This is a genomic window from Croceibacterium segetis (assembly GCF_011320115.1).
In the GTDB taxonomy this organism is placed as follows: domain Bacteria; phylum Pseudomonadota; class Alphaproteobacteria; order Sphingomonadales; family Sphingomonadaceae; genus Croceibacterium_B; species Croceibacterium_B segetis.
This window is the reverse complement of the sequence record NZ_JAANOZ010000014.1, coordinates 40,543-55,635: the sequence shown is the minus strand read 5'-3', so window position 1 is coordinate 55,635 and position 15,093 is coordinate 40,543. Positions and strand designations below refer to the sequence as shown.

The window sequence follows — 15,093 nt, the reverse complement described above, 5'->3', positions numbered from 1 at the left end:
ATGTCAAGACACGAGGGTTTCGGCCGCGCTCGGCGGCGGGCGATCAGACCAGGACCAGGGCCATGTCCTGCAGCGCCAGCGAGAGCAGTTCGCGCGTGGCCGCGATCGCGCGCTCCGGGTCGCGCGAGGCGATCGCGTCGCGGAGCTCGACGTGCTCGTCGATCGGATCGCGCGGGGCGGCGGCGTGCTTCAGCTTGAACCTCGTGGTCCAGCGGACGGCCGCGCCGACGCTGCTGGACAGCGACGCCAAGGCCTCATTTCCCGCGGCGTTGAGAATCGCCGTGTGGAAGTCCTGGTCGGCCTCCTGCCCCTCGGGACTCTGCAAGCCATGCTCGCGCATGCCGACAAGCGCGCGATCCATGATCTCGAGATGGGCGGCTGTGTGCCGCTCGGCCGCGAATGCCGCGGCGGCGGGTTCGATGACCCCGCGCAGCTCAAAGATGTCGTGAATGAACTGTTCGTCCGGCTGTCCCGAGAACATCCAGTCGAGTACGTCGGGATCGAGCACGTTCCAGCGCTTGCGAGGTGTGACATGTGTCCCCGCCTTGGGGCGACTTTCGACCAGCCCCTTGGCAATAAGGATGCGAATGGCCTCGCGATAGGCGGTCCGCGAGACGCCCAGCGTCTCCGACCGCTCGACTTCCCCGCCGAGATTGTCGCCGGGCTGGAATTCGCCCGACACGATGGCCGTTCCGAGATTTCGCGCCATCGTGGTGTGCAGGCGAAGCGAGCTGGGGCTTCCGGGTGCTCGCTCAGGCATCTCGCATTCCTTTCACGCCTGCGTTCAATCCTCGAACGGATCGGTTGGCAGGACGGCCCCTTCGGACAGGGCCTGCGCCGCCAGTCTCAGGGGTTCCAAGTCGACATCGCTTCCCCCCCGGATAGCAAGCTCCGCAAAGCGGCGGTAGAGGGTTGTGTATTCGGCTTCCGGGGGCACCGGGACGGAGGTCCCGCCTATCGTGAGCCGGTTTCCTCCATCCGTCAGCGCCAGAACGCCCCGGTCCGTTTCGCATACGATGTTCCAGGTCTGCGGCCCGCTCTGGCGCCAATCGAAGACGGCCCGGATCGGGAATCCGGAAACGCCCGCCATGACCATTCTGGCCGCGATCGGCATCGCCCGATTAGCGGGCAGCTCCAGCTCGGCCGAACGGAACGAGACCGGTCCCGCAACGATCTCGGTGAGGATCGACAAGGCGTTAATCCCCGGATCGAACACGCCGAAGCCGCCTTGCTCCCAGATCCATTGCTGTCCCGGATGCCAGCGGCGGACATCTTCCTTCCACTCGATCGCGATCGAGCGGATCGTGGCGCCCTCCAGCCATTGCCGGGCCTGCGGCACCGCCGCAGCCGCCCGCGAATGCCACGCCGCGAGCAGCGCTGTCCGCCGCGCCCGCGCGAACTCGAGCAACTCGCGCCCTTCTTCGCACGAAAGCGAAGGCGGCTTCTCGAGCATAACGTGACAGCCAGCCTCGAGGGCCACGCGCGCGGCCGAATGGCGGTAGCGGGGCGGCTGGCACATCGAAACCGCCGCAATCTCCGGATGAGCGGCCAGCATTGCTTCCAGATCGGGATAGGCGGGCACGTCCGCCCGCGGCAGCGCTGGGTCGGCGATCGCGACGAGTTCGAACTCCGCGCGAGCAGCGATCGCCTGCAGGTGTTGCCCTCGCGCGATCGCCCCGAAACCGACGATGCCGAGCTTGAGCGCGCTCACAACCGACGGGCCGTGACGAGCGGGGACTCGCTTTCCGTCACAGCCGCCGTAACTGCGTTGCGCAACGGCAGCATGAAAGCATCGGCCGATATCTCGAACACGTCCCCCTCTTCAGGCGCGACGCCGTCGGCGAACGAAAGCGTCGCCGTGCCGAAGAAGTGGACATGAACGTCCCCAGGCCGGCGGAACTGCGGATACTTGAAATGGTGGTGTTCGAGATTGCCGAGCGTGTGCGACATGTTGGCTTCGCCGGTCAGGAACGGCTTTTCCCAGACCATTTCGGCGCCGCGCCAGATGCGACTGATGCCGCGCACGTCGCGTGGCAGATCGCCGAGGCGCAGTTCGGGGCCGAGCGCGGCCTGCCGCAGCTTCGAGTGCGCCAGCCAGAGGTAATTGCCTCTTTCGGTGACATGGTCGGAAAACTCGTTGCCAAGCGCAAAGCCCAGGCGAGCAGGGTTTCCCGCCTCGTCGATGAGATAAATGCCGGCAATCTCGGGCTCCTCGCCGCCATCGCCGGCGAAGCCCGGCCGGACGAGGCTGTCGCCATCGCCGACGATAATCGAACCGTCGCCCTTGTAGAACCACTCCGGCTGCGCGCCGACCTCGCCCGCCGCTGGCTTGCCGCTCTCGAGCCCGAGCAAGAACATCCGCATGGAATCGGTCGTCTCGCCCGAAGCCGCGGCCTTGTGCATCTTGTCACGCCCCTCGGCGGATCCCAGATGCGTCAGCCCCGTTCCCGAGACCATGCAATGCGCCGGATCGGGATGGTCGATCGGCGGCAGTAGGCGGACCGCGGCGAGCTCCAGCGCATCGCCCAGCCGCGAGGCCGCGAGCGACGCCAAGTCAGTCTCACCGGCCAAGGCGTCATGCGCGAGCGCAAGCACGCTTTCGATCCCTTGAAGCACCCGCGCATTCCCGTCCCCGTCGAGCGCGGCAACCCCGCGCTCGCCCTTGTCAGAGAACTGGACCAGCGACCGGATCATGGCACGAATCCCCAGACAGGTTGCAGCCACCGCGCCGTCATGAGCGCAGTGCACCGCCTAGTGCTACCGCCAAGCAAGCCGGCCTCCGTCAGTGGCTGTCGCGCGGCAGCCCGCGCTCCTGGGCGATGCGCTGATATTTCTCGGCGCCCTCGAGAATTGCCCCGGTTTGCAGCTGGCCGGTGAGGGCGCGCTGGATTTCCTGCCATGGCGTCTGGGGCGGCGGATAGGGAAATCCACCGGACGCCTCCAAGTCGGCACGGCGTGCAGCGAGGTCGCCCTCGTCGATCAGGACATCGGCGGTGCCCTTGCGAAGATCGATGCGCACCCGATCGCCGGTGCGAAGCAGGGCGAGCCCGCCCATCACTGCCGCTTCGGGCGATGCGTTGAGGATCGACGGACTGTCCGAAGTACCCGACTGGCGGCCGTCGCCGATGCATGGCAAGTCGCTGATCCCTTCGCGCAGCAGGTAATCGGGTGCGCGCATGTTCACCACCTCTGCCGCGCCGGGATACCCGACCGGCCCGGTGCCACGCATCACCAGCATCGTGCTCGCGTCGATCCTTAGGGCCGGATCATCGATCCTGCGGTGGTAATCCTCGGGCCCGTCGAAGACCACGACCGGACCTTCGAAAGCCTCGGGATCTTCGGGATTGGACAAATACCGGGCGCGGAATTCCTCGGAGATCACGCCGGTCTTCATGATCGCGCTGTCGAACAGGTTGCCCGAGAGCACGATGAAGCCGGCATCGCGCATCAGCGGCTCATCGACGGTGCGGATTACGTTCAAATCTTCGATTTCGGCTGCCTTGCAGTTCTCGCCGATGGTCCTGCCGTTGACCGTTATCGCGCTCTCGTGGAGCAGCCCCGCACCCATCAACTGCCGAACCACCGCGGGAACGCCGCCCGCGCGGTAGAAGTCCTCGCCGAGATATTCGCCCGCCGGCTGCAAGTTGACCAGCAGCGGGACCTTGTGGCCGTGCTCCTGCCAGTCGCGAATGTCGAGATCGATGCCCATATGGCGCGCGATGGCCGCAATGTGGATCGGCGCGTTGGTCGATCCGCCAATCGCAGTGTTGAGGACGATCGCATTGAGAAAGGCCTCGCGCGTCATCACGTCCGACGGCTTCATGTCCTCATGCACAAGCTCCACTGCGCGTTTGCCGGTGAGGTAGGCTACCTCCTGGCGGTCGCGGTAGGGAGCGGGAATAGCAGCCGATCCCGGCAGCGACATCCCCAGGGCCTCGGTAAGGCAGTTCATCGTCGTCGCGGTGCCCATCGTGTTGCAATAGCCGGTCGACTGCGTCGACGACGCGACCAGCTTGATGAACGCGGCGTCGTCGATCTCCCCGCGGCTGAGCATCTCGCGGGCTTTCCACACGATCGTGCCGGAGCCGGTCCGTTCGCCCTTGTGCCACCCGTTGAGCATCGGCCCGACCGATAATGCGATTGCCGGGATGTTGACGGTGGCAGCCGCCATCAGCGCGGCCGGCGTAGTCTTGTCGCAGCCGATCGTCAGCACCGCGCCGTCAATCGGATATCCGTAGAGCACTTCCACCAGCCCGAGGTACGACAGGTTGCGGTCGAGCCCGGCCGTCGGTCGCTTGCCGGTCTCCTGTATCGGATGGACCGGGAATTCAATGGCGATCCCGCCCGCCTCGCGAATGCCTTCGCGGACTCGCTCGGCGAGGACGAGATGGTGACGATTGCAGGGCGAGAGGTCGCTGCCGGTCTGGGCGATGCCGATGATCGGCTTGCCCGACCGCAGCTCGTCGAGGCTGATCCCGTAGTTGAGGTAGCGCTCCAGATAGAGCGCCGTCATGTCTACGTTGTCCGGATTGTCGAACCAGGCTGCCGACCTGAGCTTTCCGGTCATTGGGCGCTCTTGATCATTTGAGTGTCGATGTCCGGATTATCATCACCTGGTGGTATGGCTTGGCGGGATCGACCCGGGCGGAGCCGAACCGCGGTTGGTTGGGGGTATCGGGAAACTTCTGCGGTTCGAGCGCAAAGCCGTCACCCATGCGATAGACGCAGCCGTTCTTGCCCGCGTTCGTTCCGTCGAGGAAGTTGCCGGTATAGAGCTGCACCCCCGGGTCGGTAGTGAGAATTTCGAGCACCCGCCCCGACGCCTGATCGACCACCCGGGCTGCCAGGCCGGGCTTTTCGGTGGCTCCCTTGTCGAGCACGAAATTGTGATCGTAGCCGCGCCCGATGCGGATCTGCGCGTCGTGGCCATCGCGCAGGCCGGCGGCCAGGTTGCGGCCCTTGGTGAAATCGAACGGGGTGCCGGCCACCGGGCGGAGTTCGCCGGTCGGGATCAGATCGGCGTTCACCGGCGTGAAACGGCTGGCCGGGATGGTCATGCTCACGTTCATCGCGCCATGCACGGGGCACGCGCCCGACAGGCTGTACAGCGCGTGGTTGGTCATGTTGAGGACCGTGGGCTTGGTCGTGGTGGCATCGAATGCAATGGTCAGCGTCCCGGCCGCATCAAGCGAATAGGTTACGCGCGCGGCAACCTCTCCCGGATAGCCCGCTTCGCCGTCCGGGCTGACATGCTCGAGCACGACCGACGCGACCGGTCCGCTCTTGACCGAGACGATGCTCCACAGCGCCCGGTCGAAGCCGTGGCCGCCGCCGTGCAACGAATTGTGGGTGTCGTTGAGCGGAAGCTGGAAAGTCTTGCCGTCGATCGTGAAGCGGCCTCCGGCAATGCGGTTGGCATAGCGGCCGACGGTCGCGCCGAAGAAGTCCTGCACCGCCTCGTATTCGCCGGCGCTATCGTGGCCGAGAACGATGTCGCCGAGCTTCCCGCTGCGATCGGGCACGAGCAGCGCCTGCAGTGTGGCGCCATAGCTGAGGATTCGCGCGGAGACGCCGCGGCGGGTGTTCAACACCACCGCGTCGGCGTGGCTGCCGTTGGCGAGCGCGCCGCCGTCGACGCGCTTCGCCGTCACGTCCTGAGCGAGAGCGGGAACGGCACTGAATGCGGCCAACACCGCAAGGCCACAGGCCCAAGCCTTCGTCATCTTCGTCCCCTCGCGCCCGTTGAATACTTGCAGGATATACTCATACAAATCGCGAGGTCAATCTGGGAGTACGCGGAGGCACATCACCGCGATCGCCGGAGGGACGCGATTGTCGCCCTACGCAAAGTGATCGTAAGGGATGTGGCGCAAACCCTAACCGCCCGCCGGAGACAGCACCGCGACCGCTCCGCCCGAAGGCGCAAGCTGGAGCACCAGCTTCGTGCTTGCGTGCGACTTCAGGGTGCTGCTGCGCAAATGGCTCATGTCCGCGCCGTCCTGCCAGAGCCGGGTGGAAAAGCCGCCCTCGCCGAGGAAATCGAGCGGAATCGACACGGTGCGGCCGTTTTCGTTGGTCATCGCCCCGAGAAACCAGGTGCGGCCCTTGCGCCGCGCAGTAACGATGTACTCGCCGATGTCGCCGGCCAGCACCCGCGTTTCGTCCCAGATGGTCGGCACCGCGCCGATGAACTCGGCGCCGTCGGCCCAGCTACCGTCCGCATTGCGATAGGCGCCGGGACTGTCGGCGACCATCTGCAGTGGTGAGTCGAAGACGACGTACATCGCCAGGGCCTGCCCGCGCGTCGTCTGCACGAACGGAGCGATGAAGCGCCTCTGCCTGGCGAACTCTTCCGGCGAGAGATGTCGGAATCCGCCCGGCGTGTAGTCCATCGGGCCGAGAAGCATTCGCGTGAACGGCAGCGTCACGTTGTGCCGCGCGGTAATCCGGCTGCTCCACTTGTTGTATTCCGCTCCCATCACACCTTCCTGGGTCAAATAGTTGGGATAAGTGCGGCTGAGGCCGTCGGGCGGATAGGCGGCGTGCAGGTCCACGAGCAGATGATGCTGCGCCGCCTTCGCCAGCAGCGTATGATAGTAGGCGACCATCTCCTGGTCGTTGCGGCTCATGAAATCGACCTTGATGCCCTTGATGCCCCATTTTTCGTAGAGAGCGAGCGCCTGGTCCATCTGGCGGTCGAGCTGCTTCCACTGCAGCCAGACCATCACGCCGATCCCGCGCTCGGCGGCGTAACGGACGATTTCCGGCATATCGATGGCCGCGACGGTCTGGGTCACGTCAGCAGGCCCGGGGCCTTCGCTGCTGCCTTCGTACCAACCCTCGTCGATCAGGACGTATTGGAGCTTCATCGCCGCGGCGTTGTCGATGTAGGCCTTGTACGTCGCGGTGTTGATACCGGCGCCAGGGATGTTCACCGCCCAGCCGTTCCACCAGTCCCACTGCGCCTTGCCAGGCTTGATCCAGCTCGTGTCGCCGATGACCGACGGCGAGGCGAGCTGGGCGATGAGCGTCGATTGCACCAGCGCGGCCGGGCTGTCTCCCAGCATGACCACGCGCCACGGGGTCACGAGCGGCCCGCGAGCGAGGTCGGCCTTTACGGCGAGGTACGTGGTCTCGTCGTTGTCCGGGCGAGGGGCCAGATTGATGGTGACGCCCAGTCCGCCGTCGCCGCGTCCCGAGAAGTAGGCGCCGGCGTAATCGCGCATATCGGCTTGGGCGAGGGCGAAAGTCGTCGGCCCTTCCCCGGTCTTGCACACCAGCGGCGCGTCGAACAGGTGAGCGGGGCGGATGAGCGAGGCCTTGACGGGGTCGAACTCGCCTTCGTGCCCGCTGTCGTAGCGCCCCGGGTTGAAACCCCAGCAATCGTAGTCACGCGGGAAGTCGAAGCGCGTTTGCTCGCCGGCGAGATCGAGCCTTTGCAGGCCGTCCTGGCCGGGGACGACGTAACGGAAGGCGACGCCGTCGTTGTAGGCGCGCACGATCAGCGAAAAGTCGATCGCCCCGCTGCCCGGCTGGCGCAGGCTGATCGCGCTTTCGTTGTAACGCTCGGCAACGGTGCCGGCCTTGCCGGCTACGAGCTCGATCTGCTGGCGGACGCTACGTTCCTTGTGAGCAAGCATCGCCGCGCCGGCACCGCCCAGCGTTCCGCGGGTGCTGTTCAGGCCCAGCGGCGAGGACGCGATGACCGGCTTGCCGTCACGCAGCACTGCATAGCTCGCGCCGTCCGGGCCGGTTTCGACCTCGACGGTGTTACGCCCGTCGGGAGATGTCACGGTCACCGCTTCGGCTCGCGCCTCGACCGTGCCCAGGCAGCCGAGCGCGAGCAGCGCCGCGCCGGAGACGTGGCGCAAATAGGCCGTCCTCACTTGTCGCCTGCCCCTTGCAACAGTTCGACCCCATACGGGGCCAACTCGAGCGTACCGCGATAGGTTTTGCCCGACAGCACACCGGTCTTGGCGCCGTCGATCGACACCGAAATCGGCGCGTTGTTCGTGTTGACGTACATCGTTCGCCCCTCGACCACGCGCGCCACGACGCCCGCGGGCGTGCGCGGGCCGCGCTCGATCTGCAGCTCGGGGTAGAGCGAGCGGATCAGGGGGCCGATCAGCGAAGTCTGGGCGGCCGTGGCGAGGTAGATCGCTTGCCCCTTGCCGTAGTGGTTGACCGAGATCGCCGCGCTTTTCTTCGGCGTGTTAGTGAACATGGCCAGCGGCTTGGCGGTGCCCAATTCGAGGACTTCGTAATAGGGGTCGGTGCCGGTCAGCGTCTCGCCGCCGAACGATACCTTCAGCGGCTGGTCGGCGCGATAGAACTCATTGGTTCGGAGCCCGAATACGTCGGTCAGGCGGCCGGGCAGGGGAATCTCGAACCACTTGCCGGTTTCGTCCACCTTGGCCGAATATCCGGTCATGATCACCGTCCCGCCACCCGCGACGTAAGCGCGGATCGCGTCGGCAGTTTCCCTGTCCATCAGATAGGCGCTGGAAACGACCACCAGCTTGTAAGCCCCAATCGGATCGTGCCCGATATCGATAACCGCGGTGTCGATGTTGTCCTCGAACAGCGGCTGGAAGGCGGCGATGACCTGGTCGGTATAATTTCCGGTGAAATATTGCTTCAGCGTGTTCGGCCCCGGGGGCGGGCTTGTCAGCCAATTGGTGTCAAACGAATAGTCCACCGCGACCTGAGCCTTGCGATAGCGCGGGAAGCCCATCGTCTTCAGCTTGGCGAACTCGCTGGCGATCTGCGCCCACTCGTCGACTTTCCAGGACGGGCGGCCGTCATGATCGACCAACCCGAAGAGTGACTGTTCTTCCCCGCCGATGTGCGAATTGAAGGTCCAGGCCAGGAACGTCTGGCCGTAATACAGCAGGCCGAAATAGGCCCACATTCGCGACCGCCCCGGGGCGCCATAATCGCCTCCACCCCCGGCCGTGAACTCGTTGAACCAAAAAGGCGTGTCGAGTCCGGCCCTGTTCGTCGTGACCTGGAAAGCCGTGTCCAAGAGACCGATCGGATAGAGGCCCTGAGCGCCGTAAGTGGCGATGTTCTCGTACGAGCGCAGGTAGTTGAATCCCTTGGTCCACGCGGTCGGCCAGAAATTCGAGGCGACCGGCAGGTTGGGCGCGTATTTCTTGCGCACAGCCTCTAGATCGCCGAGCGCGCTGATCGTGTTGTCGGACCAGTAGCGGCGCAAGTCGAGGTTGCGCTCGTTCGGCCCGGGCCCTTCGCCGTACGGCAGGTCGACCTCGTCCCAGCTGCCGATGCGGCGCGACCAGCGCTGGGTCGCCCAAGCCTTGTTGAGCGCTTCGATCGTCCCGTACTTCGCCTTCAGCCATTCGACGAAGCGCCCCCGGTCTGCCGCGGAGTAGGACATCACCCCGTTGCCGATCTCGTTGTCGTAGCCGAGCGCGATCACCGCCGGATTGTTGGCGTAGCGCCGGGTCATCGCCTCGGCCAGGCGGATCGCCAGCCGGCGGTAGTCCGGATCGCTGATGTTGTCCCAATAGCGAGTCGCCGCGTTGAGCCGCTCGCCATGCTGGTTGACTACGTCGACGCCCGGATAATGCTTGTGCATCCAGATCGGCGCCGGCTCGCCGGGGATGTCGATGATCACCTTGATTCCCGCCGCGTGCATCTGCGCGAGAACGTCGTCGAACCATTCGAAGGTGAACTGCCCTTCCCGCGGTTCGAACGAGTCCCACGACAAGTCGCCCATGCGCACGAGGTTGAAGCCGGCGCGCTTCATGATCGCGATGTCCTGGCGGATCTGCTCGGGCGAGCGGTCGATCGGTTGATAGCAGGTGCCGACGAACAGCTGACCTTTGCCGGGCCATTCGGGGTGGCTGGCGGCGCTTTGTGCCACGGCCGGTTGCGGCGCCGTCAGCGCCAGCAGCCCGGCCGAGGTTACCGCGCGAAAAACGAGCGGAAACGTCCTCAGGATATCGGAAACCGAAGACCGCATTGCTCCCCTTCCCTTTGACTGACCTTGCCGCAGACGCCGCCGAAAATTTTCGGTTGACGTCCGTGCGGCCGACGCAATAGACGCCCTCAAGACAATTTGTAAGACAAATTAAATCGGGTGTCTGCAAGACGCAAGCTCGGAGGGGTGCGGCCAGTGGCCGGAGAAACGAAATCGATGCTGGCGGCTGCCGCAATCGCAGCATGCCTCGTCAGCTCCGCAGCCAGCGCGAAGAGCGTGCGAGTCGTTACAGCCGACGTCAACGAGATCGCTGGGCCGATGAGCACGGTTTGGCGCGATTGCGTCGGCGCCGACCACGGCGGGCTGCTGCTGCGCCAGGCGAACCAGGACCACTTGCGGACGGTCGAAGGGGAGATCGGCTTCCGCTACATCCGCTTCCATGGGATCTTCGCCAAAGATACCGATCCCTACCGCGAGATCGACGGGCGCCCTTACTACAACTTCGACCGCGTCAACGCGGTCTACGCCCAGGTGCTCAAGGCCGGCCTAAAGCCGATGGTCGAGATCGGCTTCATGCCGACCGACCTCGCGTCCGACAGTCGGACGATCTTCTACTGGAAGGGCAACGGCTCGCCGCCCAAGGACTGGGGAAAGTGGTCGGACTTCATCACCGCGTTCGCCCAGAACCTCGAAGCGAACTTCGGCAAGGAAGAGGTCCGCACCTGGCGGTTCGAAATCTGGAACGAGCCGAACCTCGACGGCTTCTGGAGCCACGGCAGCCAGCCCGAATACTTCAAACTCTATGATGCCACGGCAAGAGCCATCAAGGCCGTCGATCCTGCCCTCGCGGTGGGCGGCCCGGCGACAGCGGGTGCGGCGTGGGTGCCCGATTTCCTGGCCCACGCGCGGCAGGCGAAGGTGCCGGTCGATTTCGTTACGACGCACACTTACGGCGTGGCCGGAGGGTTCTTCGACGAGAACGGCGTCGGCGACAACAAGCTGGTCCCAGACCGCGCCGCGATAACCGCCGACGTGGTCAAGGTGCGCAAGGAAATCGACGCTTCGGCCACGCCCGGCCTGCCGCTCTACTTCACCGAATGGAGCACTAGCTACAGCCCGCGCGACCCGATCCACGACACCTATCTCAGCGCGACGTTCATCCTCGACAAGCTCAAGGCCACCGACAAGGCCGCGCAGTCGATGAGCTACTGGGTCTATACCGACCTGTTTGAGGAAGCCGGCCCGCCACCAAGCTCGTTCCATGGCGGGTTCGGGCTGCTCAATCGCGAGGGCATCCGCAAGCCGGCCTATTTCGCCTACAAGTACCTGGCTCAACTGGGGCCGCAGGAGCTCCGCAACAGCGATGCGGAATCCTGGCTCACTCGCAACGGCGACAACTTCGCCGGCCTGATCTGGAACTTCACGCTGCCCGATCAGGACCAGAGCAACCGGCCCTACTTCACTAAGGTCCACCCTTCGGCCGCGGCGGACCCGGTCGAGCTCAAGCTCAGCTCGCTCAAACCGGGCAAGTACCGCCTGCGGATCTATCGCACGGGCTACAAGGCCAACGACCCGTACACGACCTACATGGAATGGGGGCGGCCGGATGACCTTACCGCCGATCAGATAGGCCAGTTGCAGAAGCAGACCGCGGACACGCCCGAACTGGACACGCTCGTGAAGGTGGGTGCCGCCGGCACGATCGCTCGGCGCATCAAGTTTAGAACCAACGATACATTGCTGGTCAAAATGGACTTTGTCGGCACTTGATGCCGGCCGGAGCAAGGCACGTTTTCCTCCCCACTCGCCTTGTTCCGACTTTTCTTTCCACCCTTCGCAGGTGGGGATCGAGGCCGGTCGAGCTCGTTTCCCCACCCGCGCCCCCAACCGGCGTCGGTGTAGCCGGTGGTCTGGAACCACCATCAATGGAGCCTGAAATGCGCATTGCCAGACGACTGTTCATCGTTTCGGGATTGAGTGCCGTCGCGGCCTGCGGCGGCGGGGGGTCCGGAACCCCGGCGCCTAGCCCCGCGCCTTCGCCGAGCCCCACCCCGGTACCGACGCCCACGCCGGCGGGCCTCTATCCGAGCTACAACACCAGCCCGATCGCGGCCGACATTGCCGGGATGAGCAGCACCGCGGTGGACATCGCCGGGCGCATCAAGGCTGGCTGGAACATCGGCAATACGCTCGAGGCGATCGGCGGCGAAACCGCCTGGGGCAATCCGCTGATCAGCAAGGCCTATGTCGACTTCGTCAAGGCCAGCGGCTTCGATGCGGTGCGCCTGCCGGCGGCGTGGGACCAGTATGCCAACCAGACGACCGCGAAGATCGACGACGCCTGGCTCGACCGGATCAAGACTGTCATCCAATACTGCGTCGACGCCGGCTTGTACGTCCTTCTCAACATCCATTGGGACGGCGGATGGCTGGAAAACAACGTGTCGGTCGACAAGCAGGACGCCGTTGCCGCCAAGCAAAAGGCCTTCTGGGAGCAGATCGCCACCCACTTGCGCGACTTCGACGAGCATCTGATGTTCGCCAGCGCCAACGAGCCGAACTGCGACACCGCCGAAAAGATGGAAGTGCTCTACCGCTACCACCAGACCTTCATCGACGCGGTTCGTTCGACCGGGGGGAAGAACGCCTACCGCGTTCTCGTTGTCCAGGCGCCCAACACCAACATCGCACTGGCCGGCAGCCTATGGAACAGGATGCCAACGGACACAGCGTCGAACCGGTTGATGGTGGAAGTGCATTATTACGAGCCCTTCCAGTTCACGCAGCTGCAGGAGGATGCGAGCTGGGGTCGGATGTTCTACTACTGGGGCAAGGACAATCACTCTACCACCGATCCGACCCGCAACGCCGACTGGGGCGAGGAAGACTTCGTCGATCAGCAGATGGCGATCATGAAGAGCCAGTTCACCGACAAGGGCATCCCGGTCGTGCTCGGCGAATACCTCGCTTCGGTGCGCAAGAATCTGACCGGGGACGCCGCGACGCTCAACCAGAAATCGGTCACCTACTGGATGAAGTACGTAACCGAAAAGGCGGTCGCAAACGGGCTCCTGCCATTCGTATGGGATACGGGCGGAGCGATCGACAGGCGCAACCCGGCGATCACCGACCCGGTAGAAATCAACACCGTGCTTCAGGCGACCGGAAAGAAGTGACCGGGAGGCGGACGCCGGCCGGCGGCGTCATTCGGCGCAGAGGCGGGCGTTCGCTCAGAACGTGATTTGGAGCGCGCTGGCGTGGCGCGTCGGCAGCGTGGGCGGCAACTGCACTTCGAGCCCGGCGCTCGTTTGCCGGAAGGCCAGCGAGCGCCGGTTGCCGAGCAAGCGAACGGCTCGGACCGGACGCTTCTCGTGCGCGTTGTCCTTGCGCAGCGAGGTAATCGCGACCTTCCAGGCCGGCTCTCCGAGGGTGATCGCGTACACCGCTTCGCCCTTGGCGGTGAAGCGGATGTCCTGCGCGGTGTAGGCGGCGCTTTCCTTGAAGGCGCCCGAAGCAGCTTCGGTCGGGCCTTCGCCGAAGACCTTCCACGGCCGGGTGCCATGGATGGCTTCGCCGTTCACCTGCATCCACAGCGCGAGCTCCGCCAGCAACTGTTCGGATTCGGGCGGCAGGCTGCCGTCGGGATAGAGCACGACGTTGAGCAGTAAGTTCCCATTCTTGCTGACGATATCGGCCAACATGGTCAGCACTTCGCCGGTCGTCTTGTACTTGTAGCCGTCGCTGTAGAACCAGTCGCCGTTGGAGGTATCGGTCTGCCACGGCAACGGGTTGATCCCTTGCATTACGCCGCGCTCGACATCCTGCACGCAAGCTTCCTTGTAGAATTCGCCGGAGCCGAGGTCCTTGCAGTTGTAGACCGCCTCGAGCTTGCCCGAGCGGGCGATGCTCGAATTGTACATGTGCGCGACGAGCGAGCGGCCAACCACACCGAAAGGAATTCCGCCGTCCGAATAAAGCAGGTCGGGCTGGTAGCTGTCGAGCAGGTCGCGAATGCGATCATACCAGATCTGATGGAAGCGGGGGTCCTTGGTGTACCAGTCGCCGCCGCGGTTGAGGTACGGCTCGTTGTGCGCCGCGTGGTACAAGTCGGCGTACTGCGGATCGGCACCGTCGTAAGGGACGCCGAGCTTCGGCCAGAACTGGTCGCATTGATGGCTCGGCCACCACCAGTTGTGGCTCGCGCCGAGATGCTCGGAAACCCCGAAGCGCAAGCCGCGCTGGCGCGCCTCGTCGCGCCATTCGCCGACCACGTCGCGCATCGGGCCGACCTTGGTGGCGTTCCAGCGGTGATGCGCGGAACTCCATAAGTCGAAGTTGTCATGGTGGACACCCATGCTGACAAAGTACTTGGCCCCGGCCGCCGCGTACTTTTCCATCAGCGCGGCTGGGTCGAACTTTTCGGCCTTCCAGAGCTTGATCACGTCCTTGTAACCGAACTCCGACGGGTGACCGTACTTCCTGACGTGCGCGTCGTAGTCGGGGTGACCGGGGACATACATGAAGCGCGCGTACCAATCGCCCATGCGCGGAACGGCTTGCGGACCCCAGTGGGCCCAGATCCCGAACTTGGCGTCACGATACCAGTCCGGCGCCTGGTAAGATCTTAGCGATTCGACCCGCGCATCGAAGCGGCCGGGAGCGACCGGCAAGTCGTACGCCGCTTGCGCCGGCGCCGGGGCGCAACCGTCGCTGGCTGCCTTCGCCGCCGAGGAAACCCCGAGAGCGGCCACCAGCGGCGTCGCCAGGAAGTCACGTTTGGTGAAGCCCGTCATCCGATTCTCCCCGCAGTCGGTGCGCGACGGCGTGTCTGCCGGCTCCGGACTCCTTCGCAAAGTTTTATTTGTATGACAAGTAGCGCTCGCGGCCGCCGTTCTACGGCGAGCTGCTGACAGCATCGATTTGCACTTGGCACGCGAACAAGCCGTCGCCCGCTATCTCAACCGTGATCGGACCGGCCCCGGATCCCGCGCTAACGGCCGCGACCGCGCGGCCGTGAAACGTCTTGCGTACGTCCGATTGAAAGCTCGACGCGTCGGTCGGGCTCTGTTGTCGGGAGTTGACGCCATTACGCGCCAGATATACTCATACAAATCGAGAGGCAATTACCGAGGGGAAATGGGCGTGGCGAC

The 15,093-nt window shown here is 64.8% G+C and carries 11 protein-coding genes; 2 read left to right on the top strand and 9 right to left on the bottom strand.

The genetic code is table 11. From position 1 onward, the window contains the following. Positions 1 to 43: 43 nt before the first annotated feature. The 7 genes from G7B69_RS14020 to G7B69_RS13990 form a co-directional block, all read right to left on the bottom strand. Entirely contained in the window at positions 44 to 760 is a 717-nt protein-coding gene (locus G7B69_RS14020; RefSeq protein ID WP_166180345.1) for a FadR/GntR family transcriptional regulator, read from the bottom strand. Positions 761 to 784: 24 nt separating this feature from the next. Further along, the gene (locus tag G7B69_RS14015) at positions 785 to 1,711 is read right to left on the bottom strand and encodes a Gfo/Idh/MocA family protein (protein ID WP_166180343.1); all 927 of its coding nucleotides are present in this window, start codon (positions 1,709 to 1,711) and stop codon (positions 785 to 787) included. After that, positions 1,708 to 2,694, bottom strand: coding sequence for an AraD1 family protein (gene araD1, locus G7B69_RS14010; protein WP_166180340.1), 987 nt, complete (start codon positions 2,692 to 2,694; stop codon positions 1,708 to 1,710). Before araD1 ends, G7B69_RS14015 begins: the two co-directional genes overlap by 4 nt. A gap of 88 nt (positions 2,695 to 2,782) precedes the next feature. After that, complete coding sequence (locus G7B69_RS14005) at positions 2,783 to 4,567, bottom strand: IlvD/Edd family dehydratase (protein WP_166180338.1); 1,785 nt, start codon at positions 4,565 to 4,567, stop codon at positions 2,783 to 2,785. Positions 4,568 to 4,580: 13 nt separating this feature from the next. Next, on the bottom strand, positions 4,581 to 5,723 hold the full coding sequence (locus tag G7B69_RS14000; protein WP_166180336.1) for an aldose epimerase family protein: 1,143 nt from the start codon (positions 5,721 to 5,723) through the stop codon (positions 4,581 to 4,583). A gap of 153 nt (positions 5,724 to 5,876) precedes the next feature. After that, positions 5,877 to 7,886 carry a glycoside hydrolase family 97 protein gene (locus tag G7B69_RS13995; RefSeq protein WP_243415190.1) on the bottom strand — a complete coding sequence of 670 codons (2,010 nt, stop codon included), beginning with the start codon at positions 7,884 to 7,886 and terminating at the stop codon, positions 5,877 to 5,879. Further along, positions 7,883 to 9,985 carry a beta-galactosidase gene (locus G7B69_RS13990; protein WP_166180334.1) on the bottom strand — a complete coding sequence of 701 codons (2,103 nt, stop codon included), beginning with the start codon at positions 9,983 to 9,985 and terminating at the stop codon, positions 7,883 to 7,885. Before G7B69_RS13990 ends, G7B69_RS13995 begins: the two co-directional genes overlap by 4 nt. Before the next feature lie 153 nt (positions 9,986 to 10,138). Between G7B69_RS13990 and G7B69_RS13985 the strand changes: the two genes are divergently transcribed. Then, complete coding sequence (locus G7B69_RS13985) at positions 10,139 to 11,713, top strand: GH39 family glycosyl hydrolase (RefSeq protein ID WP_243415189.1); 1,575 nt, start codon at positions 10,139 to 10,141, stop codon at positions 11,711 to 11,713. A 203-nt stretch (positions 11,714 to 11,916) separates the two neighbouring features. Continuing rightward, positions 11,917 to 13,119, top strand: a complete 1,203-nt coding sequence (locus G7B69_RS13980; protein ID WP_243415188.1) for a glycoside hydrolase family 5 protein — start codon at positions 11,917 to 11,919, stop codon at positions 13,117 to 13,119. Positions 13,120 to 13,173: 54 nt separating this feature from the next. Here the strand turns inward: G7B69_RS13980 and G7B69_RS13975 are convergent, their stop codons facing one another. Further along, on the bottom strand, positions 13,174 to 14,736 hold the full coding sequence (locus G7B69_RS13975) for an alpha-L-fucosidase (RefSeq protein ID WP_166180332.1): 1,563 nt from the start codon (positions 14,734 to 14,736) through the stop codon (positions 13,174 to 13,176). A gap of 100 nt (positions 14,737 to 14,836) precedes the next feature. After that, positions 14,837 to 15,040: a hypothetical protein gene (locus G7B69_RS17065; protein WP_166180375.1), complete on the bottom strand. Its 204-nt coding sequence runs from the start codon at positions 15,038 to 15,040 to the stop codon at positions 14,837 to 14,839. Positions 15,041 to 15,093 lie beyond the last annotated feature (53 nt).